At 66.5% G+C, this 26,000-nt stretch carries 23 protein-coding genes; 8 read left to right on the top strand and 15 right to left on the bottom strand.

What is annotated here, in order from left to right; genetic code table 11:
* Window positions 1-76: 76 nt before the first annotated feature.
* The 4 genes from pstA to K4G59_RS10835 form a co-directional block, all read right to left on the bottom strand.
* A complete protein-coding gene (gene pstA, locus K4G59_RS10820) occupies window positions 77-979 on the bottom strand; it encodes a phosphate ABC transporter permease PstA (protein WP_231251006.1) in 903 nt (300 codons plus the stop codon).
* Window positions 979-1,914, bottom strand: a complete 936-nt coding sequence (gene pstC / locus K4G59_RS10825) for a phosphate ABC transporter permease subunit PstC (protein ID WP_231251007.1) — start codon at window positions 1,912-1,914, stop codon at window positions 979-981. The genes pstA and pstC overlap by 1 nt, the downstream gene beginning before the upstream one ends.
* 21 nt (window positions 1,915-1,935) lie before the next feature.
* Entirely contained in the window at window positions 1,936-2,898 is a 963-nt protein-coding gene (locus K4G59_RS10830; protein WP_231251009.1) for a PstS family phosphate ABC transporter substrate-binding protein, read from the bottom strand.
* Window positions 2,899-3,097: 199 nt separating this feature from the next.
* Complete coding sequence (locus K4G59_RS10835) at window positions 3,098-3,955, bottom strand: NUDIX hydrolase (RefSeq protein WP_231251011.1); 858 nt, start codon at window positions 3,953-3,955, stop codon at window positions 3,098-3,100.
* A 41-nt stretch (window positions 3,956-3,996) separates the two neighbouring features.
* Between K4G59_RS10835 and K4G59_RS10840 the strand changes: the two genes are divergently transcribed.
* Window positions 3,997-5,046, top strand: a complete 1,050-nt coding sequence (locus K4G59_RS10840) for a hypothetical protein (protein WP_231251012.1) — start codon at window positions 3,997-3,999, stop codon at window positions 5,044-5,046.
* A gap of 15 nt (window positions 5,047-5,061) precedes the next feature.
* Here the strand turns inward: K4G59_RS10840 and K4G59_RS10845 are convergent, their stop codons facing one another.
* Together K4G59_RS10845 and K4G59_RS10850 are read right to left on the bottom strand one after the other, a co-directional pair.
* A complete protein-coding gene (locus K4G59_RS10845; protein ID WP_231251014.1) occupies window positions 5,062-5,223 on the bottom strand; it encodes a hypothetical protein in 162 nt (53 codons plus the stop codon).
* Between the two features lie 178 nt (window positions 5,224-5,401).
* Complete coding sequence (locus K4G59_RS10850; protein ID WP_056598399.1) at window positions 5,402-5,605, bottom strand: cold-shock protein; 204 nt, start codon at window positions 5,603-5,605, stop codon at window positions 5,402-5,404.
* A 1,248-nt stretch (window positions 5,606-6,853) separates the two neighbouring features.
* On the opposite strand from K4G59_RS10850, the gene K4G59_RS10855 reads away from it, so the two are divergent.
* Window positions 6,854-7,666, top strand: coding sequence for a hypothetical protein (locus K4G59_RS10855; RefSeq protein WP_231251015.1), 813 nt, complete (start codon window positions 6,854-6,856; stop codon window positions 7,664-7,666).
* Window positions 7,667-7,912: 246 nt separating this feature from the next.
* Here K4G59_RS10855 and K4G59_RS10860 read toward each other — a convergent pair whose 3' ends face one another.
* From K4G59_RS10860 to K4G59_RS10875, 4 genes are all read right to left on the bottom strand, one after another.
* On the bottom strand, window positions 7,913-8,971 hold the full coding sequence (locus tag K4G59_RS10860) for a PASTA domain-containing protein (protein WP_231251016.1): 1,059 nt from the start codon (window positions 8,969-8,971) through the stop codon (window positions 7,913-7,915).
* 422 nt (window positions 8,972-9,393) lie between these two features.
* On the bottom strand, window positions 9,394-9,714 hold the full coding sequence (locus K4G59_RS10865) for a hypothetical protein (protein ID WP_231251018.1): 321 nt from the start codon (window positions 9,712-9,714) through the stop codon (window positions 9,394-9,396).
* A gap of 15 nt (window positions 9,715-9,729) precedes the next feature.
* Entirely contained in the window at window positions 9,730-10,710 is a 981-nt protein-coding gene (locus tag K4G59_RS10870) for a hypothetical protein (RefSeq protein ID WP_231251020.1), read from the bottom strand.
* A 121-nt stretch (window positions 10,711-10,831) separates the two neighbouring features.
* A complete protein-coding gene (locus K4G59_RS10875; protein WP_231251021.1) occupies window positions 10,832-11,137 on the bottom strand; it encodes a hypothetical protein in 306 nt (101 codons plus the stop codon).
* Window positions 11,138-11,798: 661 nt separating this feature from the next.
* Here K4G59_RS10875 and K4G59_RS10880 point away from each other — a divergent pair.
* The 4 genes from K4G59_RS10880 to K4G59_RS10895 all read left to right on the top strand — a co-directional run bounded on the left by K4G59_RS10880 (window position 11,799) and on the right by K4G59_RS10895 (window position 15,215).
* Complete coding sequence (locus K4G59_RS10880; protein WP_231251022.1) at window positions 11,799-12,005, top strand: hypothetical protein; 207 nt, start codon at window positions 11,799-11,801, stop codon at window positions 12,003-12,005.
* A gap of 161 nt (window positions 12,006-12,166) precedes the next feature.
* Complete coding sequence (locus K4G59_RS10885; RefSeq protein WP_231251024.1) at window positions 12,167-12,637, top strand: hypothetical protein; 471 nt, start codon at window positions 12,167-12,169, stop codon at window positions 12,635-12,637.
* 91 nt (window positions 12,638-12,728) lie between these two features.
* A complete protein-coding gene (locus tag K4G59_RS10890; RefSeq protein ID WP_231251025.1) occupies window positions 12,729-13,760 on the top strand; it encodes a hypothetical protein in 1,032 nt (343 codons plus the stop codon).
* 408 nt (window positions 13,761-14,168) lie between these two features.
* The gene (locus tag K4G59_RS10895) at window positions 14,169-15,215 is read left to right on the top strand and encodes a FlgD immunoglobulin-like domain containing protein (RefSeq protein WP_231251026.1); all 1,047 of its coding nucleotides are present in this window, start codon (window positions 14,169-14,171) and stop codon (window positions 15,213-15,215) included.
* A gap of 394 nt (window positions 15,216-15,609) precedes the next feature.
* Here the strand turns inward: K4G59_RS10895 and K4G59_RS10900 are convergent, their stop codons facing one another.
* From K4G59_RS10900 to K4G59_RS10915, 4 genes are all read right to left on the bottom strand, one after another.
* A complete protein-coding gene (locus tag K4G59_RS10900; RefSeq protein ID WP_231251028.1) occupies window positions 15,610-16,161 on the bottom strand; it encodes an HAD domain-containing protein in 552 nt (183 codons plus the stop codon).
* Window positions 16,142-17,002 (bottom strand): hypothetical protein, encoded by an 861-nt coding sequence (locus tag K4G59_RS10905; RefSeq protein WP_231251030.1) that lies wholly within the window; start codon window positions 17,000-17,002, stop codon window positions 16,142-16,144. Before K4G59_RS10905 ends, K4G59_RS10900 begins: the two co-directional genes overlap by 20 nt.
* A gap of 360 nt (window positions 17,003-17,362) precedes the next feature.
* On the bottom strand, window positions 17,363-17,950 hold the full coding sequence (locus K4G59_RS10910; protein WP_231251031.1) for a hypothetical protein: 588 nt from the start codon (window positions 17,948-17,950) through the stop codon (window positions 17,363-17,365).
* A complete protein-coding gene (locus K4G59_RS10915; protein ID WP_231251033.1) occupies window positions 17,947-18,720 on the bottom strand; it encodes a DUF7669 domain-containing protein in 774 nt (257 codons plus the stop codon). Before K4G59_RS10915 ends, K4G59_RS10910 begins: the two co-directional genes overlap by 4 nt.
* On the opposite strand from K4G59_RS10915, the gene K4G59_RS10920 reads away from it, so the two are divergent.
* Window positions 18,710-19,291, top strand: a complete 582-nt coding sequence (locus K4G59_RS10920) for a hypothetical protein (RefSeq protein ID WP_231251035.1) — start codon at window positions 18,710-18,712, stop codon at window positions 19,289-19,291. The two genes, K4G59_RS10915 and K4G59_RS10920, sit on opposite strands and share 11 nt — an antisense overlap.
* 154 nt (window positions 19,292-19,445) lie before the next feature.
* Here the strand turns inward: K4G59_RS10920 and K4G59_RS10925 are convergent, their stop codons facing one another.
* Window positions 19,446-19,850, bottom strand: a complete 405-nt coding sequence (locus tag K4G59_RS10925; RefSeq protein WP_231251036.1) for a hypothetical protein — start codon at window positions 19,848-19,850, stop codon at window positions 19,446-19,448.
* Between the two features lie 678 nt (window positions 19,851-20,528).
* On the opposite strand from K4G59_RS10925, the gene K4G59_RS10930 reads away from it, so the two are divergent.
* On the top strand, window positions 20,529-25,964 hold the full coding sequence (locus K4G59_RS10930) for a DUF3320 domain-containing protein (RefSeq protein WP_231251038.1): 5,436 nt from the start codon (window positions 20,529-20,531) through the stop codon (window positions 25,962-25,964).
* Window positions 25,965-26,000: the final 36 nt, after the last annotated feature.

A 26,000-nucleotide genomic window follows, 5' to 3' on the forward strand; every position in this document is an offset into this window, starting at 1 on the left:
ATGTGAGCCTCCCCGAGCGAGCTCATGTTGGGGAACGTGTCGGCGGAAGTGGCTGAAGCCATGTCGGAAGTCTCTCTCACCAGGATCGCTGGAACTTGTTGCGGATGAAGATGGCCAGGGCGTTGAGCCCGAGCACCATCGCCAGGAGCACGATGATCGCGGCTGATGCCGCCTCGCGGAGCGCCTCGCGCGAGTTCGATGTCAGGCTGTAGATCTGCATGGGCAGTGCAGTGACGCTGCTCATCACACCCTCGGGGTCGAAGAGCAACGAGCCTGCAAGTCCCACCACCACGAGCGGCGCGGCCTCCCCGATGGCCCGGGACAGACCGAGGATCGTGCCCGTGGCGATGCCCGGGATGGCCGACGGCAGCGTCTGCCGCCAGGTGGTCTGCCAGACGGTGGCTCCCAGCGCGAGAGACCCCTCACGGATCTCGCGCGGCACCGCGCGGACGGCCTCGCGGGTCGTGATGATGATGACCGGCAGGATCAGGAGAGCCAACGCCAGGGCTCCGCCGAGCACGATGCCCGTGTCGCGGAAGCCGAGCAGCGCCATGATCGCGACGGCGAGCAGGCCGTAGACGATGGCCGGGACGGCCGCGAGGTTCTGCAGGTTGACCTCCACGAAACGGTTCCACCGCGTCGTCGGGTCGGCGAACTCCTCGAGATAGAGCGCTGCCGCGATGCCCAGCGGCACCGCCATCAACGCCGTGAACCCCATCAGCCACAGGCTGCCCAGGATCCCGGCCCGGAAGCCCGTCGCCTCGGGTCGCACGACCGAGACGTAGTTGGTGAGCAGCTCGATGTCGAAGCGTCCCGAGCCGTCGATCGCGGTGTTGATGATCAGGGCCAGCAGGACCACGACCCCGAAGAACAGGGAGAACCACAGGGCGACCAGGAAGGCGAGCGAGACAGGCGTCCGGTCCTTGCTCTTGCCGGTCGCGAGGGTGACCTGCCGTGCGGTGGTGGCTGCGATGCTCATCAGTAGACCTGCCTGAAACGACGTACGAAGCTGATGCTGACGAGGTTCAGCACCAAGGTGATGACGAAGAGCAGCATGCCGACGGCGAAGAGGTTGTTGTAGGCGATCGAGCCGACGGGGTTCTCCCCGCCTGCCGTCGTCGCCATGAAACCCGTCATCGTCTGCATGCCGTCGCGCGGGTCGAGGCTGAACTGCTTCAGCGATCCGGCCGCGAGCGTCACGATCATGGTCTCACCGATCGCACGTGACATCCCGAGCACGACGGCAGCCGCCACCCCGGACAGCGCAGCCGGGAAGACGACGCGCAGGCTGGTCTGCATCCGGTTGGCGCCCATCGCCAGGGACCCCTGCCGCATCGCGTGCGGCACGGCGGAGAAGGCGTCCTCGGCCAGGGAGGCGATGGTCGGGATGATCATGACCCCGAGCACGAGCCCTGCGGCGAGGGCGTTGGTGAAGCCCACCTCGAGCGCCAGGATCTCCTGGAGGAGCGTCGGCGTGACGAAGGTCAGGGCGAAGAACCCGTAGACGACCGACGGCACTCCAGCGAGGAGCTCCACCGTCGGCTTGAGGATCTTGCGCGCGCGTCGCGAGGCGTACTCGGACAGGTAGAGCGCGGCGCCGAGACCGAGAGGCACCGCGACGAGGAGCGCGATCACGGTGACCATCAGGGTCGCGGTCACCAGCGGCAGCACGGCGTAGCGGCCGTCGAAGCTGAAGAACTCGCCGAACGGCACCTCGGCGAAGAAGTCGAACACCGGGTCGATGAGGGCCGCGATGATCCCGAAGGTGATGGCGATCGAGGCGTATGCCGACAGCTGCAGGACCGTGGTGATCACCCGCTCACCCGGGCGGGACTTGGGGCTGAGGTCGACCGCGGCCGACAGGCCCGTCCCGGAGGACGGACCTGTCGGACCCGCGGTGGCGTTGGTACTCATGAGAGAAGTATCAGACCTGTGTCAGGACCCGAGGGACTCGAGGGCGGACTGAGTCTCGGAGTAGAGCTCGTCGCTCAGCGGGATGAACTGACCGATCTCGGCGATGTCTGCGAGGTTCTCGATGTAGAAGTCGACGTAGGCCGCGACTGCCTCGTTCTCGGCGTACTCGGTGTTGGCGACGTAGATGAACAGGGGACGCGCGAGGGGCGTGTACTCGCCGGCCTGGGCCGTCTCGGCCGAGGGCTCCACGCAGCCGTTGCCGTCGTCGATCGACAGGGCCTTCAGCGTGTCCTGGTTCTCCTCGTAGTAGGTGTAGCCGAAGAAGCCGACGGCACCGTCAGTGCCGCCGACGCCCTGCACCAGGACGTTGTCGTCCTCGGAGGACTCCACGTCGTCACGCAGCACCTCGGACTCGTCACCGACCACGTCGTTGGCCATGTAGTCGTAGGTGCCGGAGTCGGTGCCCGGGAAGAAGAAGGAGATCTCCTGGTCGGGGAAGCTCGGGTCCAGGTCGCTCCAGTTGGTGACCTCGGAGTTCGGGCCGACGAGCTCGACGAGCTGCTCGGTGGTGAGGCAGTCCACAGCGAGGTCGGGGTGCACGGCCACGGTGAGGGCGTCGGTGGCGACCTGGAGCTCGGTGTACTCGATGCCGTTCTCCTCGCACACCGCGACCTCGTCCTCCTCGATCGGGCGGGAGGCGTCGGAGACGTCGGTCTCACCGACGCAGAACCTCTCGAAGCCTCCGCCGGTGCCGGACTCGCCGACGGTGACCTGCACGCCGGGGTTCTCCTCGTTGAGGAGCTCCTGAGCAGCGACGCTCATGGGGAAGACTGTGGACGAGCCGTCGACAGCGACCGAGCCGCTGGCGCCCGAGCCCTCGGAACCGCTGGCGGAACCGGCGTCACCGCCGCCACAGGCGGCGAGGGTGAGGGCAAGAACGGTCGCGCCGGACGCAGCGGCCCAGCGGGTGGAAGTGCGCTTCACTTCGGTGCTCCTGAAGTCTGATGTGTGCTGACACCAGTGAAGGTAGGGACGTCAGGAGAACGACCACGGCGCCGTCGGTGAACGCACGATGAACTGAACCGGGCCGAATGGCGTCGCAGACTCGTGCATGAGACGGCGATCACATGAACTCGCCCCAGCGCCCTTGACGAGGAGGCTCGAAAAGCCTAGAAGTCGCAGGTCAGAGGGCCAGCGACTCGGTTGCGACGACCTTCCCGCGGCGGTGGTGGACCACCAGCATGCCGCCCGGCTCGAGCCTGAGCTCGGGGACCTCCAGTGCGTCGAGCACCGTCGGCAGCACCGGCCGGTGCGTGCACAGCACGGCGCTCTCCCCGGCATCGAGCAGCGCGTCGACGACGTCGACCACGCCGCCGGTCGTGGCGCCCTCCTCGCTCAGCTCGTCATAGGTCTTCAGCGGCGAGCCGGTCACGTCGACGTATGGCGCCACCGTCTGCACGCAGCGGGTGCTGGAGGAGCTGTGTGCGGAGGTCACGTCGAAGGCCGACAACAGCGGGACCAGACGCTGGGCCTGCGCCTGCCCGGTCTGGAGGAGCGGGCGGAGCCGGTCGTCCTTGCGCCACGCACTGCGCGAGCGAGCCTTGGCGTGGCGCAGCACGACGAGCGTGCGCGTCTTGCGTCGCAGGGGACGTGCCTCGGCCAGGGTGTCGCGGTCGTAGGGGTAGGTGAGGCGGCGCTCGGCCTCCTTCCACGGCACCCACGCGACCGCGTCGATCTCGTCGTTGGGGCGGTAGCGGGCCACGTCGTCGCTCCCGACCACGCGCGCGGTCCAGTAGTCGACGGTCTTCCAGCGCCCGTTGGACATCCGGTAGCGCTGCTGGCCCAGCGCGGGGCCGAGGCGCACGTCGAGCCCCGTCTCCTCCGCCACCTCGCGCACGGCGGCCGTCACCACGTGCTCGCCGGGGTCGAGCTTGCCCTTGGGGAAGGACCAGTCGTCGTACTTGGGACGGTGCACGAGCAGCACGTCACCACCCTTGCGTGTCACCACGGCACCGGCAGCACGCACGTCGCGGGGCTCCATGGAAGTAGTCTCACACCCACCCCGACCGCTGAGGAGACCCCGTGTCACGTCGCACCGCCGTGGGCCTGGTGGCCGTGGTCGTGCTCGCGCTCGTCGCCTGGCTCGGGTGGCGCCTCCTCGCCCCGGACGAGCAGCTCGCCAAGGCGCTGCGGATGGCGCCGGCAGAGACCAGCCGTGCCGCGTGGACCGACTGGGAGGGCGTACGCCGTGAGCTGGGCGCCGAGGTCGACGCCGGCTCCTCGGCCGTGGAGGTGGACGAGTTCCTGGCCGAGGCCTTCGACCGCGACCTTTCCCCCATGTCGGCGCTCGCCACGTCCGCGGGCGTGATGCAGGAGGAGCTCGGCTTCTCGCCCGCCACGCTCAGGTGGGAGCTGCTGGCGCAGTCCCCAGGGGGCGCGGTGGAGATGATGGGCGTGGCCGACGACGTCGACCTCGACGCGATCGCCGAGCGACTGGCCGCGCTCGGCTGGACCGAGCCGGAGGACGAGGACGGCGTGTGGGTCGGTGGGCCCGACGTGCTGGCGGGCGTCGGGCCGGGCCTGACCCCCGAGCTGCAGCACGTCGCACTGCTGGCGGACCAGCAGGTCGTGCTCGCCTCCGACCAGGCGCCCTACCTCGAGCAGGTGCTGGCAGTGGTCGACGGCGACGCCGACGGCGCCGAGGACCTCGCTGAGCTCGCAGGGACGCTGGAGCAGCCGCTGGCAGCAGCGGTGTACGACGGCGCGTACGCCTGCAACACGCTCGCGATGTCGCAGGCCGACGACGACGCCCGGGCCGAGGCCGACGAGCTCGTGGCGGCGGCGGGCGGGGTGCACCCGCTGACGGGCTTCGCGATGGCGCTGCGCCCCGACGGCGACCTCCGCGCGGTGCTCCAGGTCGAGGACGCCGACGACGCTCCCGACGACGCGGACGCCCGGGCCCGGCTCGCGGCGGGACCCGCGCCCGGACAAGGTGGCGACTTCACCGAGCGCTTCAGCGTCGAGCGTGCCGGGGCCGAGGGCCGTGAGGTCGTGCTCGACCTGCGGCCGGTCGCGGGGGCGTACGTCCTCTCCGACCTCACCAGCGGGCCGGTGCTCTTCGCGACCTGCTGAACAGGGCGCGGCGGGTCAGTCCACCGGCCGGCGCGGGTTGACCCCGAGCAGCCGGTCGATCTCCTCCTGCGAGAGGTGCTCCTCGGACTCGCTGGCCGCGATGATCAGCGTGGTGGTCAGCTCGACCTCGTTGAGCAGGTCGCCGTCCTCGAGGGTCACGTCGAACTGGTCGTGCACGTCACCCTCCCATCATCGTCGATCATCCGACTCTAGGCCGTCGTCCCAAGTCTCGCCCATGACGGCGTCCGGGCCAATGACCCGAACGTGCTACTAGTCTCGCCCGGCAAACGAATCCGGCCCCACCCCCCCTGGGGGGATGGGGCCGGATCTCGTCAGATCTGGAACAGGTCCAGGATCAGAGCGGGCGGACGTTCTCCGCCTGCGGGCCCTTCGGGCCCTGGGTGACGTCGAACTCGACCTTCTGGTTCTCGTCCAGCGACTTGTAGCCGTTGGACTGGATGGCCGAGTAGTGCACGAACACGTCGTCGCCGCCGTCCTCCTGCGCGATGAAGCCGAAACCCTTCTCGGCGTTGAACCACTTCACGGTGCCTTGAGCCATGTGCTCGGTACTCCTGTTATCGGAACGAGAAGCCATCACTTCGACGACTCCGCATCAAGTGCGGTGACACGTCGCTCCGACTCACAAGCTGGAAGGCCCGAAGATGGAAACGCCGTTGGATCACAAACTCCGCTGGCGTCAACCTGCTGGAACTTGCACCTGTTGCACCGCCGACTCTACCAACAAATCGCCGGACGTCACGGTCTGCGTCGCACCTGTGGGTGAACAGTCGGCCAACGGGGTCACCGGGGCCCCGGTAGCGCTCACCTGCCACGCTCACGGGGCGCCCGACCCGCGGCCCGTCGAGTGCGCGATACTCGGGCGTGGACGCGGGCAGATCGGCGTGTCCCGGGCCTCTGGGGCTTCCGCGAATTAACTCTGACCTGCGTTAACCCGCCTAAACCCGAGCGTGCGGCGACCTCGACGGGTACTTGCTAGACCTTGGCGCGGAATGCCATCTACGCCCCCGTAGAACGGGCACTCAGGCGCCAAGTATCGCAGGTACGAGACTCGCCAGTGTCGCGCCGAGGCGTGGTGGGATGCCGCGTCCCACGAGTCGACCGGGGTGCTGCTGAGCCATCGGCATGGAGTTTGCGTCGCTTCAGTTCGGTAGATGCACAGATCGCTCTCAGCATCGGCATCGATCAAGTCGGTGACTGAGTCAGTCCCCAAAGCCGCGCACCAGAGTCGCCTCGCCGCCGTCCCGGCGGACCGTCCAGACAGCGCGAGGACATGCGCGACTGATCAGGGCTAGCAAACCCGACGCAGATGCTGTCGCCGACGTCGCCGCGGACGCCCGGCGGCGCTACCGTCCACCACATGGCAAGCAGGCCCGTCAACGGTCGGCAGTTAGACGTCCTGACCTGGATCGTGAGCGGCTGTCCACCGAGGGATTGGGACAGCACCTACAAGACGGTGGCGGTGGCGCTGCAGAACCGTCGCCTGGCCACCGTGAGTCGTAGAGGCGGGGTTTGGCGCGCTGAAGCGACCGAGGCAGGGCGCTACTACGTGGAGCACCTTGCGTATCCGGACAGTCACTGGTCGACGGACGAGTTGTCTGAGCCGATGGCGCCTGGTTCACGAGTTGAGCCGAGAGCGAAACAGCCAGGTTCGGTCACCGCTCCTCCAACGCCGCGGACGCCAAGTGCGGGCGGACCAAACGAGTGCGCGACAGCCGCTCAAACGATCACCGTTCCTTCAGGATCAGCGCTGGTGGGCTCCAGCCGCGCTGTCCGGGTTCCGTCTCGCATGTCGAGCCGCCCCCACGCCGCGATCACGGCCATCCGCGCGCACCCTTACGCGCTGACCGCGCTTTCCAGACCGCTGCGCTCACGTGCCGCACGGATTCTCGACACGCTGGCCAAGGAGGCTGAACGTCGCGGGTATCAGGTGACGGAGCATGACGGCCATCTACGGATCTGCATCCGGGGTCATGCCGAGACTCTCGACCTGCGCGAGCCAACGACGCGTACGCGCCACGTGCCTACCCAGGCAGAACTTGCCGCCCAGAAGGCGGCTTCGTGGCGCAGGCCACCGGAGTGGGATGTCCGTCCGTCCGGTCGACTGCGCGCCGTGATCGGTCACAGGGATGTGGTCGAACCAAAACCGCGCAAGGACGGAACCATGGCGTGGCTCCTTGAAGATCGCCTCGACCGCGTGATGGCTCTGGCGGAGGAGGCCGCCGCTACGAAGGAGTATTGGGAGGATCGTCGCCGCAAAGAGGCTGAGGTGAAGCGGCGTCGATGGGAGGAGGTTCGAGCGCAAGCCGTGGTCGAGTTTCGCGAGCACCGCCTCGCCGCGGTCCTGCGTGATCAGGTGGAGCGCTGGGAAGATGCTCGACGACTGGATGAGTTCTTGCAGGCCCTCGACGACCACATCGCAACAATGAGCCAGCCCGAGGCCGCGGCGTCGGCTGTTGAATGGCGCCGCTGGGTGGCCCGATACACGGCGCAGCGATCGCCCTTTAGACAGCCTGTGCGAATGCCACCCGAGGTTGAGCCGAGCGCTCAGGACCTCGCGCCGTTCATGCGTGGCCTCAACCCATACGGCGCTGACTTCTAGCACCGCCCGGGCGCCATCGCTCGCGACAGCCTTCCATCAAACGCGCGATGTCCGAGTAACGGATGTGCTGTCATGCTCAACGCCGTGGGGCTCGGGACCTGCAGGGCGGCTTTGGCGGAACCAACGCGCCGGAAACTGCGGGGAAGTCGTTGCTGACCCGAGCCGATTCGATACACCCCGTTCGCCCGGCCCTCACGCGCTCGGCGCTCGCCTGGTGGAGCGCAACAGACATCGGTCAGCGCGTTGTCACTGGTCGAGTACGCCCTTGAAGTCGACCGACCAAGGGTCGAGGATCTCCTTGTTCTGGGCAACAAGTTGCCCGCCGAGGAAGTACTTGACACTCCCGTCGCTACTGCCGCGTCCGGCCTCCGCGAGAGCGTCGACGATGTTCTGGTTCCACTGGGTGATGAGCGTTTGAGCCTGCATCACCGTGACGCCAGCCATGCTCGGGTTCAGCAGCACCGTCACACCGTCCGCGGACGGATTGATCGAATCGATCACCGTTCTGCCGAGGCTGGTGTTCATGATGTCGGCGTACATCGCCAAGTCCTTCACCAAAGTCCTCTCGGCAGCCGCCTGCTTTGCCTTGTCTGTCGTTCCGCCGGACAAGGTCTTCACCGTCTGCGCCTTCAACCAGCCGTCGGTGGTCTCGCCGTCGATCGTCACCTCGACCATCTCTACGACCATCTCTACGGACGTGCCATTCGTCCACTTCTTCGTATCTGCTTCCTCGACGAAAACCAGCAGATCGTCTTTTCCGCCCTTTGCCTTCAAGAACACGGAGAAGTCTCCAGACGCGCCGACGCCCCACGCATCCGACTCGAACAGTTCTGCAGTCAGCCTGAACTGGTCGCCGACCTTGATCCCGCCCATACCGGCCGAGTTCAGTTTGTCGAGCAACTTGTCAACGCTGATGTCCGTAATGACCACGGCGGGCTCTTCCTCTGGTTCCGGCGCAGCCGTTTCGGACGGAGACTCGGCCTGCCCCTGCCCATCCTCGTCATCCTGGTCAGCGCAGGACCGGTCGACCGTGAGTCGCGGGGCCCCGGCGATGGGCTCGCCGCTCGCGGGCTCCTGGCTGCACACCGACCAATTCGACTCGACGACGATCCCGAACATTCCGCCGCCGACTACCTCAACGTCGTCATCGAATCCAGCCCGCTCGACATCACTCTTGGCGACGTCGAGGCTCTTGCCGACGACGTCTGGCATGGAGATGGGGTCGCCTCCCGAGCAACCCGCGAGGGGCACAATCATGACAGCGGCAGCAAGGGTGGCGCCGAGACGACGCATCGATGTGAACACCGGCGTAAACGTAGTTGCACCGGGAGCACTCCGCAGTGGAACGGCGATGTCGTCAGTCGACTCGCCGCGAGGGCCGTCACGTGTCGCTCGGCGACGACCTCAAACCTCTGAAGAACGCCGCCTGACACAACCGGCTCGGGCCACGTCTGTGACGTCCACAGCCGTGTCAGCACGTCGGCCGTGAGCCACTCAGCCGCTTCCTCGGGAGGCACCGCAGCGAGACGTAGGCGATGGCACATCTTCGCCTGTGCGCGTGGAGGCGCGGCCGGAGGGCATCGACCACCGCCGGAACCCACTCGTCGCTCTCGCTCCGCTCCATGGAGTGTCCGTAGGTCGCGGCTCCGACACCGCACGACTGCGCACCCATTCGCTCGTGACGGTGGCCCGAGCAAGATGCAACACCGGCTCGGCCACCAATGGCGTCAGCGTCGGCGCCCGGTTCCCTGCGACCCGGCTTGGACCTCACCTGGCCGCCGGTCTGACGCAGCGATGTAGTGCTTCCGGTGGCCGCCGCCCGAGCACTGGCACACCGACAGGGGCTTCAATCGCCGTGCCTGACCGTAGGTCATCCAATCCGACAGGTAACTCTCGACCGGCAGACTGCCGGTGCCGTTCTTCGATAGGGCCTTGCGAACAGCGGCCTCGGCACAGTCTCTGTCGCGGTGCAAGCGCTGCGACTTCACCTTGCCGGTCGCGACGACACGGGTCACCTGAACCCAGCCCGACAGCGGTTCGTAAGCCACTTCGCCATGCTCGCACTAGTCGAGAGCAGCGTCTTGGACTTCCTTGCTTGCCACCTCGGCCTCCCGGATCGAGGGCTGACTGAGAAGTTGGTCCAGCAGCACCCATGCGCGTCGGGCACGGTAGATGTCCCCGCTGGGGATGTTCGGGACAGTGAGATCAGGCCCAAGGTCGTACACGGCGTGCGGTACGTACGGCCTGGTTGGTTCTGCCTCGTGAGGGATCTCGGGCCAGCGCTCCTGCAACGCGGGAAGGACTGTCGCTCCCGTCACCCGGTTGACCTGCTGGAGCCGACCGTGCCAGCGGAACCCCATCAGAACTGGCGGGCGCTTGGGCCACGCCTTGCCGAACGGATGGAAGTAGATCCTCTCCTCGCGCACCCAGTCGAGGAACGTGTGTCGGCCGAACTGGTTGGCGTTGAGTGACACGACGTACACCCATTGCGAGTCGTAGGCACGCACGGCGGTTGCCTCCTTGAGGTAGTCACGTAGTTGTGCCAGCCATAGGCGCTCTGCCGGGGCCCGGGTTGCGGCCGTTGCGTCTCTCAGGAGGGATCGCACCTCGTCCCAGGGAAGGTGGCGGACAGGCACCTCGCCGACGCTCTCGGGTAGTTCGCGGGCAGCCCACTCCTGCGATGAGTCCGACAGCGACACGAGCAGCCCCTGTTTAACGCCCAGAAAGCGGCAGGCGTAACGAGTCAGTTGCTCCTCGCCCGGCTGCAGCCAGCCCTTCTTCGCTTCCAGCACGACGAGTGCTTGCGTGTCGCCGTCCTGAAGCCGGAGTTCGAGATCGGTCCTACCGGCCTCGTCAGCAGTCTCCAGTGACAGGTTGACCGCGTCGGAGTCACCTGGCATTCCTAGATGTCGCCAGAGGCCACCACGGAGTGCGGGCGACACGGTGAGCGCCCATCCAAGGGCCGCTGTCAGGTCAACCTCGCCGCGTCCGAGCAGGTCGAACACCGTTGTGACTTCGCGTCCGTACCGCAGCAGTGACGACACCGAGCGCCCCCTAGGTTCACACGTGCCTCGACAGTACCCGCGTTCGAACCCGACGAGTCGAGTCCTGCCAAGATCAGCCTGCGGAGAAGGGCAGCCACCGCATACGGTCGGATTGAACAAGTCACACCATGGGGGCGGGATGGGCAGGAAGGGCGCTCGTAAGCGCTTCGTTGAGGTCAACGAGCAACTCAACGCGCATATCCACCGTGGAGAGCGCGACCAGGCCCAGGCACTCCTTCGAGACCTCATCGCCATTGTTGCGAAGGCCAAGGACTCCATCGCCGCCAAGCGCATGCGCGAGGTCATCGAGTTCCATGAGGAACGCATCGCGCGCATGACAGCGCCGCGTGCGTCCCTCGTCGACTTTCCTGCGTTGCAGGGGAAGCGCCAAAAAGGCGCCCGACAGACCACTCAACGCGACCTGCACACTGTGTCGCTCAGCATTCCACCGAGCCGACGACCGCACGACCCGTTGCGACATCTGCCGACCACCTACCCGGCGCTCTGTCCGTACCGTCTCTGGGGGACTGCCCGGGACGGGCAAGCGACGCTAATCGTGGCGCTCCGTGTGGTGCACCACGGCGAGACCGACATGTTCGTGCCCGACGAGTACGGGCAGCCACGGCCCTACCGCGCGCACTTCAAGATTCCAGGGGCTTATTGGGTCCGACTTCCCGCACACAGCGTTGGACCACGGCCACCACTGGGGCGACTCATCACAACCAGAGATGGGCCGACACCTCATTCACATCACCCTTAGCAAGGTCGACGAGTCGAAGGACACGCCCCCGGTGGCCTCGGGAGCGCGGGGCACACTCTCGGCGGGGCAGGTTAATACACGATGACGGGCTTCTCGACCCGCGACGGGTTGGCGTTCGTACCGCTGACGTCTGCTGGGCTCCACACCGCGTACCGGGACCCGGTGAACCCGCCGCGTGCGAAGCCTTTAATACGGCTCGCCCGATTGAGTAGCACGCGCAGAAGCCACGAACTAGGCTCCAACCGCCATCATTGACTGCCAAGGCGGGCCGCGTGGGACCACTGACTCCAACAGATTTCTCCGGCACGTCCAGGACGTTGCAGCCAACATGTACAACGTAAGGGATGCCTCCGCCACCGGCTTCTACGCACACGTTGAGTTCGCTTCCCGCTCCGGTAAACAAAGCATCTACGCGAGCCTGCAATTCGACGCTGACACCGGCCGATTCACCACCATCCATTGCCCCACGCCAGGCGCCACCCAGCCCCTTTCTTTCGCTAAAGCGGTCGAGCGGAAGATCGCCGAGCGCAACTAGGTCCACCGACCTGACCCCAGTCCCCTCCACGGACCCGTCAGCCAAAGCCGCTCGGCAACTCTCGACACGCCGACCGGCAGCGGCCATCGGTGTACCGATCGTTCGACCTGACGCGGCGTTCAGACTCAACTCGACGCGCCAAGGATCTACGCTCACCAAGCATGGGGCTATTTCGGAAGCGGGACCGCTATGTGTTGCCGATCGTGCCGGACGCGCGTGAACACTTCGAGTTCTTCGCTGTCGCTCACGAGATTGCCGTCCTGCGGGAGTGGCTCAACCCGAGGGTCAACCAATGGCCACCGGGGATTCCGTGGATATGGGCCTGGACCAACCCACTCTTCGGCCTGAACATCACCCAACTCCACGGCGCTTGGTACGCCACCGCCATGGGATTCGATGAGCACCAACTCCCGCAGCCCTTTGGCATCACCCCCCGGCCTGTCTGCCCGGTCGGCACATCAGCCGCTGAGGTGGCCCGCGAGGTCGTCACCCGCGACGTCATCCACAGTCTCAGTACCTACGTCTCCTCACCCGAGCACGAAGTAATGCCCTACGGCATGGCATGGGCTTCCGATGAACTCTTCAAGTTCGCCAAAGACGGTCTCGTGGGCGACCCCCTCGGCGAGCCGTGAGCGACGCGCACGTCCTCGACAGCGTTGTCCGCCAGACGATGAACAGGCCACGACTCGGCCACCGCCCGGCGCCGGTCAACCTAGGACCCCGATGACGTACACGCTAACCGTCACCGACCATCCAGCGGACACCCGCGACTCCGGTCTGGGTGAACTCGCGAACGCCGTGCACCAGATCACCGCCGTCGTTGCCGACCACTACGGAATCCCAGACATTCACGTCGACTTGATCTTCGCCGACGACTTCATCGGTGCAACTCAAGACGCGCTCGACGAGGCCCGCCGCGACGGCGAAGCCCCGGACACCTTCACAACCGAACGACTGGGCGGCGAAACAGTCGCCAAGAACGTTCCACGCGCCGACGACTTCTCCGACATCGCCATCGTCATGAACCGCACTCTGCTCGCGGCCGACGGTGAGGCAGTCGCCCACACCATCTTCTTGATCGCTCACGAACTGTTCCACCCGATGCTCAACCGGCGCCGCCACCAATCCGGAACACTCGAAGGCGTCATCTACCCATCCCGCACACCAAACGAGATCGCCCGCAGCATCGCCTGCACCATCACCGACGAGTACCGCGCCGATCAGTTCGCCAGCGTCATGCTTGGGCACTTCGGGACGATCACGACCCCCGGCGGTGGCACAGAACAACTCCACGCCGGGCACGTCTTTGGTGACGGGTACAACCAGCAGTTCACTGACCTACTCGACACCCACATCGCCCCGGGCTGGCCAGACCTCGTCATGGACTACCGCTACGGCCGGGTCGGACTCGATGACATGTGGCGCGCTATCGCCTCCCAAACCGACCAGACCTTCACACTGCTGGCTCACGCTCAAGCCGTTGCCGACGCAGCCAGGGCAGACGGTCCGCTCGACGGCGACAACGGCAGCCACAGGGGCGCAACTCTCTACATCGCCCCCGCATGGTCCGCTGTGATGTCCGCCCTCGACGAGCACAAGACCCTCGGCACCCCCGAAGAGTTCGCTCTCGGCGACGTAGCCATCGCAGACACCGTCGAGAGGGAACTGTTCGACATGTGGGCGCGGCTCGGTCTCACCTTCTCCGTCAACAAAGAGCGCAACTTCGCCATTCACGTCACCAACCCTCAGCGCTAGCCAATCGTGGCGGGATCCGCTGGGCCAGTGTCGGTGTCGGTGCCTTCGTACGTGTAAGGGCGGTGCCCGGGCTGCAGCGGTGCCGCCGGGAAACTGCCAAGTCGTTCCCGGAACCACACCGCTGACCTGCACGGAAGACTTTGATCCGTAGCCCGGGTCGCGTGCCAGAGGCTACGGAATGAAATCCGGAGGCGAGCAGACGAGAGTCTGTGAAACACCCCCTCCCGGCCCGAATCCGGGTCGCGAGGGGGTGTTGGGAGTCTGAGAGGCGCCGCCGCCCACGCGGCACTCCGGGTTCGACCGAACACGTCACGTAGCCAGCCTCTGTAAGGCACGATTAACGAGCCGATCCGCGAGGGACGCTCTGCGCTCTCCGGTACTGAACGAACCGAGTCGGGGGATTCGCGTATGCGACTGCGCACCATTGTTGGCGCGACCATCACCACAGTCTTTAGCACCCTGCTCGCGGTCAGTACGGCGCCGCCAGCGTCCGCAGCCTTCCCGGTACTGATCACCCCGGCTCCGGGCGCCAGTCTGGTCGGCGGCTCCAGCGGACCGCTGGTCCTCGACTTCGCAACTCCCGGCTCGTACTCGATCTTCGTAACGTGCGACAGCAGATACATCTGGTCCAACGGTGGCCGCGTGCCCTACTCCGCTGGGCGACAGACCATCCCCATCGACCCGCTGGAAGTAAACAGCGGTGAGGACCTGGGTGGTGCCACGTGTCAGATCGACATCTACGGCTCCGAGAGCCCCTATAAGACCACCTCCACGTTCACGGTCGTCTCGCCGCCACTGGCTCTCAGTGCCGTCACCGTCACGAAGGCCGAGTTCTACCCGCTTGTTCGGGACAAGTACCTCGATGAGACCGAGTTCGTGTTCTCCGTCAACCGCAAGGCCGACGCCACTCTGACCGTCGCCGATCCTGACGGGAGGATCTACTACACAAAGTCCGTGTGGGCGCACGGTGCCGGGCAGTACCGGATAGCGTGGAAGGGTCAGACCACCTCCGGCAGGCCCGTCGAACCCGGCCGATACCGCGCGACCGTTACGGCCGTGGCAGACGGAGCAATCCTCTCGCAGAGTGCTCGCGTGCAGGTCGTCACCAAGAAGGTCGTCCGCAAGCAGACGATCCGCAAGGACGAACTGGGTGGACGGGAGACCACGGGCGGCAACTGCCGCGTGGAGTACGAAGACGAAGGCACACTGCTCGACTGCTGGGGAGGCGCCTACGCGCGCTCCACCTACACGTTCAAGATCCCCGCCGATGCCACCAACCTCCGCTGGGGAGCGCGCACGAGTTACACAAGCCTCGACAAGTACCGCGGCTCCCTCGCCAAGAACGGCGTACGCACCAGCGCTACCACCTTCCAGGTCCGAGTCCAGGTCACCGGATGGCGAGCCGTCTACGTCCACGGAGCCTCGCTAACGTTCAGGGCTCGCACCCAGATCTAGCACCTCCGCGAAAGTCACGGGGACCGGACAGCATCCGAGCACCCCCATGCACCCGTCTCCTCGTGTTCGGGGTGGGAGCGTGGCGACACTTCGCCGGAGGAAGCCTCCGCGAGTGGGCCAAGAAGATCGAGCAGCCTCTCGGCCCGCCGGCTTGAGCGTGCCGCACGACGCCGGGCGGGGCTCTCAGACGGCACATAGAACTTCGGACCGAACCGCCTGTCAATCCGACTCGGGCCACAGTCGTCAACCCCTGGTTCGCTTCGCCTGTTCTCAGCGCCGCTGGAGATGGGAGTCACCGACTGGAGCCACTTCGCCGAGATCGTGCCGTAGTTCCCTCCGCATTGCCCAGCGGGCGGCGACCGGATCTTGGACGCGCCGAGTTCACAGCACGATGTCAACCAGTAGGGCGCGACCCTAGCGCGGCAATCCATCGTTCGATCTTCGCGAGGTCCCTGGTCCGCAGTCCGACCGCTGGGTCCGGCGCAATGGCCAACAGACGTGTCCGGTCGAGGCCTCGGAGTCCTCCCGTGGAGATGTCGTCATCGGTCCAGATGGCTCGTCCGTGCGGATGCTTGTGCAGCCATTCCTTGACGGCTTGGGCCTTCCACCATCTGTCGCGACCGGCTTTGCGTTTGCGGATGAGGCGGAAGGGGCCGAGTCCGGCTTCAGTCCAGGCTTTGACCTCGTCGTGGCTCCAGGTGGTTAGCCAGACCACTTCTACGCCCTCGCGCTGGCTGATGCGCTGGATCCCGTCCGCTACCTCGCGTCGGTAGGGCACGGCGAGATCGGAATTCGGCCGGGGTCCGTACAAGGTGGCGTCGTCCCACGGAAGGCTGAGGCCGTAGGGGCTGATCGTTCCGTCGATGTCCAGGAACCACCGGATCTGCGGCGGTCCTTCGGACGGGACTGGAATGATGGCTGGCTTCCTATAGACGCGGTGGTTCATCTGACCGCTTCTGCTCCTCGCCGTCATCCGCGGCGTTGGCGCCCTGGCCTTCACCCTGGTCGTCGTCCTGCTCCTCGGCGGCAGCAGGCGACACGTCACCGACGGCCGGGTCGGCCGAGGGACCGTCGGTGCTCTCGGCGCGGAGGTCATCCGGGACCGCATCGGACGACTCTGAGGTCGCCGGGGCACCGCCCGTAGCAAGGTCCGTGGCGACGTCCGTGGGACCTTGCTGAGCGGCTGGTCCATCCCCCCAGTCGGGCTCCCGCGCCCCAGCGGGTTCGGGTGCCGTGGTGCTGCCTCCCGCGTCCTCCGGTTCCGTGGTGTCGTCGAGCGCGCTTGTGAGGTGCGCCAGCATCCGTGCACCCGCTTCGCCTTCGCACCGCCTCGCGGCTCGGTCCCATTCCTCCCGGTTGACCATGCCATCGGCTGCGAGTCGGTACAGGGTGGCGATGGCGTTGACCGAGTAGGCCACTTCGCGGTCTGGCTTCCGCGGTGGGTCATCGGCCCACAGCAGCGCCAACGCATGCAGGACCCCGTGCCGCATCCCGGCCGCCTTCAACCCGGCCCGCTCCTCGGGCGCAGCCTCCGGCCACCCGTAGTCGGGAGCAGGTGTCCACTCCGTCAACACCACCTCTTCTCCTTTCAGCGCGAGCCAACCCTCATGGGCCTCCAACCCGCCGATGGCGTCCGCACCTCGCTGTTTCTGGATCTGTAGCCGCAGGGCCTGCGCACTTTCCAGCGACATGTCCAGGTGGGCGACGTGCCCGCTGCGGAAGTGCACGTCGAGGCTGCCCCGGATCCACCGGGCGAGCGGGATCAATTCATCGAGTGACCTGGGCATGGGCTGACCCCCTCAGGGCTTGACGACCTGTATGCATTTCCCTCGAAATGACGAACGGCCCCTCCACCGCGTGGAGAGGCCACCCGCAAAGAACGGGAACACGTCCGATAGTACGCCCAGCCAACCTCCGCCGCACCCCCAGAGATGGGCGAGATCCCTGGCGCAACCGGGGTTGGTGAACGTTAAGGGACGCCACGTGCCGCTGCTGCCAAGGTGGAACCCGAGCAATGTCCGGTCGCAGGAGAGGTGTCAGCGATCGGCTTTTCGCCGGGTCGGGTGTGAGATCGCGGCGAGGTCTTCTCAGGCGCACCACATCGGTGACCTCCGGAAGGCCGCTTGATGAGGTGATGCTGGGGGCGATCAGCCGATCGAGTGCACGTCGTCGGGTCGCCAGACGACTTCGCCGCGTCGATCGGCGGGGTCGATGAGGATGACGGCTTGGCGGCGAAGCAGGCCTGGCGAGGAGGTTGGTTTGCCCTGAAGCAGCCATTGTCGGATGGCGTCGGCGGGATCGGCGCCGGGCTCGCAACCCAAGCCGCGCATCATCAGGTCGACACGCCGCCCCTGGTGCTCGTCGGTCCATCTCACCCATTGGGCGCGCTTGCGCGGGGTGGGGGCTTGAGTGAGGTCGTATCGCTGGCGGCCGAGGTCGGAGGGGCCGAAGTCGACGTGCTTGGTCCGTTTGTCTTCGGGGAACCGGCTCTCACCGGGCGGTAGGGCGAAGAACGACCAGACGTCCAGGTCCTTCACTCCATTCTTCCGGTCGAGATAGTGCAAGGCTGCTCCTTGGGCAAGGGTGACGGCGATGAGGCGCCCGCGGTAGGCGGGGCGACGGGCGTAGAGGGTCTCGTGGTCCTCGGCCGCGATCTTTGACAGTCGCGCCAAGTGCCGCTTGCTCAACGGAGTCTTCGCACGAGCCGTGCGGGCCATCGTGGTCGGGGGGGTCACGGTGTCTCCTCCACGGCTCCGTCTTCGCGGATGAACCACACCTGGATGTCCGCGGCTTCGAGCGAGGAGCGGGTGTCCACCCATAGCCGCCGGTAGGTCGGAAAGTCGGGAAGAGCGATGACCGAGTGCCAGGTGGGTTGATGGGTTCGTAACCGCATCGCAGCGAGTACGGCCTGGGAGTACCAGTGCCGGGCCTGCGTTGCAGGATTGGTCTTCTTGACTTCACCGGCTCGGCGAGGATCTGCGTACGTCCCCCGAGTGGGGTAACCCTTGACCTCGACGCCGAGCCGCACCCGGTCGCGTTCGGCGACGACGTCGATGCCGGGTTCCTTGGTCGCGGTATTGGCGGTGCGGGTGATAGTCCATCCCGTGGCACGCAGATGCTTGACCAGCAGGTCCTGGGCGTGGGCCTCGGTATGCCAGTCGGCCACGTGGTTCGAGGTCGGAGGTGCTGGCGCCCGATGCGTTGGCGAAGATTCAGCCTGGGTTTGTGTCGACACCCCGGACGTGTACGCCGCGACCTCGGCCTCGGTCGCGCGTCGGAAGGTGCCGTGTGCGATCTTGGTGAGGAACGGCGTCTTGGGCGTGAACTGTTCGCGGTTCTCGACGTTCCAGCAGGCGCCGCGGACATGCGTGCGGATGGTTCTCGGGTTGCTGCCTGGGTAATGGCGGTCGAACCACGAGACGATCTCAGCGGCTGTGAAGGGTTGGGGCAACGTCTGGACGCATTCGGCCAGGCGCTCCCAGGTGGTACGTGCGGTGCCTTCCACGAGCCCATCGTGCACCGCCGATCGCCCGAGTGGCGGCGTACCGTGGAGTGGTGACACGGGTGGAGGAACTGGTCACGGCCTTGGCGGTCTACCCGAGGCGCGGCTGAACCTGCTGCGCACGCTGGACCTGCCTGCCTCGAACCGTGACCCGCTCTCGGAGTTCGCCGAACAGTTCGTGGCCGCCCTCACCGATTGCACGTTGGCCCCGAGCCGGGTGCAGACGGGTTGGGACGTGGCGCTGCGCGACGGCGCGAAGGTTCAGGTGAGATACCTGGCCAACACCTCCGGTGGCGGCTGGGTCAACGAGCACCTGGTGCGCCGCATCGCCGACGTGGATTGGTACGCGCTGGTGATCATCGAGGACTTCGGCGTTTCCGGCGTGGCGATGTTTCCCTGCACCGGGCTTGCGGTCGTCGCCTTTGCGCTCGGCAAACGTCACGGCGACACCGAGAACACTCTGCAGTTCACCCGTCTCAACTGGCTCGCCATTAGGGGCGAACCCGACCGCTTCCGGGCTCTCGGAGTCCGCGTGCTCCTCCCACCATGGTGCACCCCGAATCGCACGTCCTGATCGATGTTCGCGACCGCATGCAGTTGTCGGGCAGCGCTTCACGACCCACGCTGGACTGCCGGGCCGCGGGCGCGATTAGCAGGCGTACCGGGACGGCCCGGTGGGTTGGACGCGAGGCTGGAAACCGGCCCTCGGATCACTCAATCCCGGTGGCTCACGGCACGCGGTTACGTTTCGCCGCCTGCGCCCGCATCACGAGTTCGAGATGGTCACGGCGATACCACCGGCGACCTCCCGACAGGACGCTCGGCACTCGCCCGCGCCGAGCGCGTGCATTCACCGCAACGCGGGTCACTCCCATTACAGCCGCGGCCGCATCAGCCGAGAGCCAGTCATGTTCCAGGTCGGGTGGCTTCGGCTGCTGCGGTCGCTCGCGCTCCGACGCGAGGGCTTCCTGTGCGGCGAGCCGGGCGTTGCGGTAGGCGATGACCTCTCCGCGATCGAGGACGGGCCGCTTGGCCCGTTTGGTGAGATCACCGCGGCGGATCATCTTCGGGACGGCCGAGATGTGGACGCCGAGGACCTGCGCCGCTTCGCGCACAGTGATCCAGTCCGCCATGGCACGCACGGTAGTCACGGCAGGACCGCTCTGCATCCGCCCATCCACAAGATGCATAGGCGGAAGAGCGCAGATCGCGGTGGAGAGGCACTTGGATTGGTCGACACCATCGTGAAAACAAGGCCTTCGGGGCCTGAGGCCCGCGAGGTGCTCACAGGCCAGGCAGGGTGTACCCGTCTCGACAAAGCGGATGGCTCCCGGCCGGGCTCAGAGTTGGGCGGCCAATTTTCCAAACGCCGCGACACGGGTTACCCGAGTCAGGCTTCGTCCGACGATGACGACCGTCACAATCAGGTTTGCGACCGCCCGGACCAGTGGGTCTTCGCTGTCGGGCTCCAGCCCCGGCGTGTGTCCAGCAGGGTGACCAACTGCTCGTCCGCCTCGTCGATCTCCCTCGCGAAGGCGAGACTGAAGGTCCGTGAGGGGTTGCCGCCGGGCTCAGTCTCCGAACGCGGTCGGCTGAATGTGCGGACCACTACCGGTCGACCAACGAGGCGGCCATCGCGTCGCGTTCTCTCCGGCATGGTTCGTGGTGCAGTTAGCCTGCCAGTCGCTCTAGGTCGCCGTGGCGGATCCATCCCTGAGGTTCCAAGGACGTGACATGGTCGCCTAGGTCATCCTTTACTCGGCCCTTCGGCACGTCAGAGACCGTGGGCGCGGCACATGGGGAGATGGGCAGTGGGGCAGGCAGGCAACCAGATCGAGATTCAGGCAGCGCTGAAGAGTTGGCGTGACGGACTGGTCGGTCTCTCCAAGGCGAATCGGCTGATCAAGTTCACGGCACCCAAGACCTCTTCGGTCCTGGTCGACTCGCCGGATCCGGACGTGGTGTTGGCGCGGGTGGCATCCGGCACCCCCCAAGCGTTCAGGGGCGACTTGAACCTGGGCGACGGGTCGCCTGCGGCGCTGCTGCCGGGCACCAGCCAGATTCTTCGTTCGCCTCGGCCCGACACCGAACTCGGACCCGTGCTTCGCAACCTGATGCGCAAGGCCCAAACCGAGTTCCTCGACCGCGGCCTGTCCGTGCTGTACCTGGCCTTCGGGATGCTGCACTGGAAAGACGTCGACGACACAGCGATGATCAGCCCGGTCCTCCTGGTGCCGGTGTCCCTGCTGCCCGAGGGACCCAAGGGGGTTCCGCGGCTTACCGAGGGCGAGGACGACGCGGTGATCAACCCCGCGCTGGCGCTGCGCCTGAAGGACTTCGGCATCGATCTGCCGCACATGGACGACCTTGACGGCCTGACGGTCACCGAGGTGCTGGATGCCGTTCGCACCGCTCTCACGCAGGCGAAGGACTTCACTGACTGGGACCTGAAGATCACCACCTACCTGTCGACCTTCTCCTTCGCAAAGGAGGCCATGTTCAAGGATCTGCACGACAACGAGGAGCAGATTTTGGCGCACCCCATCGTCCGTGCGCTGGCCACGTCGGACCCGGCGAAGCAGAGCAGCGACTTCCTGTTCGAACCGATCGATCCGGCTGACATCGAACGCGTGGCACCTCCGGAACTGACGCCGTTGGTGCTGGACGCCGACTCCTCGCAGCGCGCTGCTGTGGCCGCGTCCTTGGCGGGACGCACTTTCGTCATGGACGGTCCGCCCGGTACGGGCAAATCGCAGACGATCGCGAACATGATCGGCGCCCTGCTGCATGCTGGGAAGACGGTCCTGTTCGTGTCGGAGAAGATGGCGGCCCTCGACGTGGTCCGCAACCGGCTCACCGACGCCGGTCTCGGCAACTACCTGCTGGAACTGCACTCGCACAAGGCAAGCCGCAAGGAAGTCGCAACCGAACTCCTCCGATCGCTCGACAACCTCACCCAGCCGCCCGCGGGCCTGGACGCCCTCTCCCGGGAGGCGGTACGCGATCGACGCGAGCGACTGAATGACTACGCGGGCGCCATGAACGAGATCCGCCAACCGTTGAACCGGTCGCTGCATTCGGTGCTGGGCGCGCTGGCGGTTCTGGTCGACGTTCCGTCCGCCCCGCAGCCCGACGTCGATCCCGCGGCCCTGAGCCAGGCCGACTTCATCAGGGTGCAGGAGGTCAGCGCCCAACTCCAACGGGCGTGGCGGCCGGCCGCGCAGGGCACGTCGTTCCTCTGGCGTGAAGCGACCGATGAGTCCTCGTTGGACATCCGGCTCTACCAGGCCCAGCAGGCCCTGATCCAGTTGCAGGGATCGGCTGAACTGAACGCCGACCTGATGGCGGCCTTCGGGCTCACGAGGCCGAGCGACACCGCAATGCTGATCGCCCTCATCGCCCACCAACACGAGGGGCATCCCGTAGGGGCGCTCGAACCGTGGCTCACCACCACCGGCTGGGACAACCTCACGAGGTCACGCAGCAGCCTCGGCGAGCAGATAGCGGGCATCCGACTGGCGGAACGGGCCGTCCGCGACCGCGCTGGAGTCGAATGGTCGACGCTTCCCGCTGCGGGCGACCTTCCGGCCTCACCTGCTGCGCTGGCGCTCAATCCGTCACCGGTCGACATGACGACCCTCGGGCGCGCCGAACTGGAGACGACCGCATCCGCGTTCCAAGTCACGGCTGCCTCTCTGTCAGAACGAGTCGGCGCCCTGTCCCGTCTGGCCACTTCCCTCGGGCTGCCCGAGGTCACAACAGTGGCCGACGCGGACCGGATGATCCGCCTCGTTGACCTCCGCGGACAGGGGCGGCTGGTGGACCGTTCCTGGATGACCCGCCAAGGGCTGACGGACGCCCGCACCGCCGCGGTCCTCCTGCACGAGCAGACCCTCGCCCTCAACGCTGCCGAGGAGCGAGCCACGAGCGTCTTCACCGGTGAGGCGCTCAAGGCGCCGCTGATGGACCTGCAGGACCGGTTCACGAACCTGCACAAGGGTCTGCGGAAGTTGTCCGGGGACTACAGGGCGGACAAGAAGGCGGTCGCGGCACTCCTCACGGACGCCACCGACGTCAAAGAGGGCATCCGCCGCCTGTCGGAGGCCATCACGTGGGGCGAGACGACCCGCGCCTACGACTCGGCGGCCGCACACCACGCAGCCGCGTTGGGTGTGCACTGGCGCAAACGTGACACCGACTTTGAGGCCCTCAACGCGGCGCTGACCACAGCCGAAGAGATCGTCCACCTGCTCGACGGTCAGGTGCCGCCAGCGCTCGCCACCTACCTGTGCAGCCCCTCATCGGACGACCCCTACTCGACCGTCGTCGCCAGCGCCCGCTCCACGCTGGCCGACTGGCGCGCGAGCCTGGCTCCGGTTCCAGCCCTGTCGGGACGCCCGGACCTACTTCTGGGCACCATCGCCGACGCGGTGGCGTGGTACCAGGCCCACGTCGAACCCATGCGTCAGGCCGCGGCGCGGATAGCGGTGGTGGAGGCCATCACGGGTCGCACCCACACGCTGGCACAAGCAGATGAACTGCTGACCCTGGCGGAGCGTGTCCGCAATGCGCACGCGTCTTTGACCGAGCACGAAGAGGCCTATCGGGGCGCGTTCGACGCCTACTTCTCATACGCGGACACCGATCTCCACGGCCTGGACCTCGCGCTCGCCTGGGCTGAGGGTCTCCGCGCTCTTGTGGGTGGCCCGCTGACCTCAGGCCAGGTCAAGGCGCTGGCAGACTCCCAGCCGGTCGAAGCCCTGCCCGTTGCGTTCAAGAAGTGGACCTCTGCGCGCGACCGGATCCTGGACGCGTTCGCGTCTTCCCGGACGGCGGAACTCTCTGCAGAGTTCGACGACTACCGCCTTGGGCTGGAGTTCATCGACGACCTCCGCGAGGACACCGTCGGTCAGCAGGAATGGTTCGACTACCAGCGGGCGCGAGCCGCACTGGCCACGCACGGCCTGGAGACCGCCGTGGACTTCTGCATCGATCAACGCGTCGATGCCGCGGTGGTGCCCAGGGTCGTAGAGCGCTCTCTCCTGCGCGGGTGGGCTGACGCGGTGATCCAGAACGACGCACGCCTGCGCCCCGCACTGGCGAGCGACCGCGATGCCCTCGTGGCCGAGTACCGCTCCCTCGACCAGCAATTGGTCGCCAACGCAGTCGCGGACATCATCCGTGCCGCGAACACCCGACGCCCCGCCAACACCAGCATCGGGGAGCCCGGCGTCATCCGCCGCGAGGGGATGAAGAAGCGCAAGCACCTGCCGGTCCGCGACCTCATCGGACGTACCCGAACGACATCGGTCTCGATCAAGCCCGTATTCATGATGTCGCCGCTGGCCGTCAGCCAGTACCTGCCCAGCGAGATGTCGTTCGACGTGGTCATCTTCGACGAGGCATCCCAGGTCACCCCGGGAGATGCGATCAACTGCATCTATCGCGGCAATGCGCTGATCCTCGCGGGCGACGACAAGCAGTTGCCGCCCACCTCGTTCTTCGAACGCAACGAGGACGACAGCGACGAGGAGGACACTGACGTCAAGGACTTCCAGTCCGTTCTGGAATTGGCCAAGGCCTGCGGCGCGTTCAGCAACCTCGGGCTGCGGTGGCACTACCGGTCCCGGCACGAGGACCTCATCGCGTTCTCCAACTACAAGTTCTACGACGGCAACCTCGTCACCTACCCCTCATCCCACTCCGAGGGCGACGACGTCGGCGTGGCCTACTTCAACGCCCACGGCACCTACCGCCGCGGGGGCGGGGCGGACAACCCAGGCGAGGCACGCAAGGTTGCCGAACGCGTCATCGACCACTTCACCAACCGGCCCGACCTCACCCTCGGCGTCGTCACCTTCTCCGTCGCACAAGCGGACGCCGTCGTGGACGCCATCGACGAAGCACGCGAGATCCGGCGCGACCTCGACCGCTACTTCGACAAGGAAGACCGCCTCGACGGGTTCTTCGTCCGCTCCCTGGAGTCCGTCCAAGGCGACGAGCGAGACGTGATCATCTTCAGCGTCGGATACGGACCCGACGAGGCAGGCAAGATCACCACCAACTTCGGCGTGCTGAACAAGGACCGCGGCTGGCGTCGCCTCAACGTCGGCATCACCCGAGCCCGCCAACGGGTCGAGGTGATCGCGTCCATGACAGCCGGACAGATCCCGCCCTCGTCCAACGAGAACGTCGAGTACCTGCGCAACTACCTCGACTACGCCGAGCGCGGCACCACCGTGCTCGCGATCCCGTACTCCTCCACCGGCCTGGAACCCGACTCACCCTTCGAAGAGTCGGTGATCAAGACCATCCAAGGGTGGGGCTTCACCGTCGAACCCCAGGTCGGTGCGGCGGGATTCCGAATCGACATCGGAGTCCGTCACCCCGCCCACCCGGGCATGTTCGCCATCGGCATCGAATGCGACGGCTACCAGTATCACTCCGCGCCCGCAGCACGCGACCGCGACCGTCTACGCGACCAGATCCTCGCCGGACTCGGCTGGTCGCTGCACCGCATCTGGGGCACCGCCTGGTACCGCAACCGCAGCCAAGAAGAAGCCCGACTGCGAGAGGCCATCGAGTGGGCCATCTCGCGGCCCCGCACCGGACGGCACACCAAGGCGCCGACGATTGAGCGGCCCGTGGTCGAGACCGTCGAGGCGGAAACATCCTCGATACCCTCGTGGACGACCGAGTACGTATTCGCCGGGCACCAGAAGTTGCCCTACTGGGTCGACCCCGGAGAATCGGGCAACCACCTGCACATGGTCGACCCGATCTCCGCCCTCGTCCAGGTTGAAGGGCCCGTCCACATCGAGGTCATCCACGAGCGCGTCCGAGGATGGTGGAACATCGGCCGCGTCGGCGCCAACATCCGCCGCAACATCGACCTCGCCATCCAACAGGCCCCTGTGATCCGCGAGGGCGACTTCGTCGACCAGGCCAACCGGACCCTCGACCGAGTAAGGACACCCGGACGCCACCTCGTCGTCCGCAAGGCGGAACACATCCACCTTGACGAGATCGCCCTCGCCGTCGAACTGCTCGTGCGAGACGTCGGCGCCGCCGACCGCAGCGAAGTCGTCCAACAGGTGGCCCGAATCTTCGGATGGGCACGCACCGGCGCACTGGTCGACCGTCGAGTCAACGACGCCGTCGACCGAACCGTTATGAGCGGGCGGGTCCGACTCGACCGAGAAAGACTCGTGATCGACGCCGGGTCGCTCCCCCACAAGACAACCTGACAGCGCCGGATACGGCAGCACTCGCTGCATTTCGGC

The organism is Nocardioides furvisabuli (assembly GCF_021083185.1).
GTDB lineage: Bacteria > Actinomycetota > Actinomycetes > Propionibacteriales > Nocardioidaceae > Nocardioides > Nocardioides furvisabuli.

What these genes read in the sequence shown, in the direction of transcription:
- pstA (WP_231251006.1), bottom strand. Translation starts at nt 979, where the DNA reads ATGAGCATCGCAGCCACCACCGCACGGCAGGTCACCCTCGCGACCGGC.
- pstC (WP_231251007.1), bottom strand. Translation starts at nt 1,914, where the DNA reads ATGAGTACCAACGCCACCGCGGGTCCGACAGGTCCGTCCTCCGGGACG.
- K4G59_RS10835 (WP_231251011.1), bottom strand. Translation starts at nt 3,955, where the DNA reads ATGGAGCCCCGCGACGTGCGTGCTGCCGGTGCCGTGGTGACACGCAAG.
- K4G59_RS10850 (WP_056598399.1), bottom strand. Translation starts at nt 5,605, where the DNA reads ATGGCTCAAGGCACCGTGAAGTGGTTCAACGCCGAGAAGGGTTTCGGC.
- K4G59_RS10855 (WP_231251015.1), top strand. Translation starts at nt 6,854, where the DNA reads ATGTCGAGCCGCCCCCACGCCGCGATCACGGCCATCCGCGCGCACCCT.
- K4G59_RS10880 (WP_231251022.1), top strand. Translation starts at nt 11,799, where the DNA reads ATGTACAACGTAAGGGATGCCTCCGCCACCGGCTTCTACGCACACGTT.
- K4G59_RS10885 (WP_231251024.1), top strand. Translation starts at nt 12,167, where the DNA reads ATGGGGCTATTTCGGAAGCGGGACCGCTATGTGTTGCCGATCGTGCCG.
- K4G59_RS10890 (WP_231251025.1), top strand. Translation starts at nt 12,729, where the DNA reads ATGACGTACACGCTAACCGTCACCGACCATCCAGCGGACACCCGCGAC.
- K4G59_RS10895 (WP_231251026.1), top strand. Translation starts at nt 14,169, where the DNA reads ATGCGACTGCGCACCATTGTTGGCGCGACCATCACCACAGTCTTTAGC.
- K4G59_RS10900 (WP_231251028.1), bottom strand. Translation starts at nt 16,161, where the DNA reads ATGAACCACCGCGTCTATAGGAAGCCAGCCATCATTCCAGTCCCGTCC.
- K4G59_RS10905 (WP_231251030.1), bottom strand. Translation starts at nt 17,002, where the DNA reads ATGCCCAGGTCACTCGATGAATTGATCCCGCTCGCCCGGTGGATCCGG.
- K4G59_RS10925 (WP_231251036.1), bottom strand. Translation starts at nt 19,850, where the DNA reads ATGGCGGACTGGATCACTGTGCGCGAAGCGGCGCAGGTCCTCGGCGTC.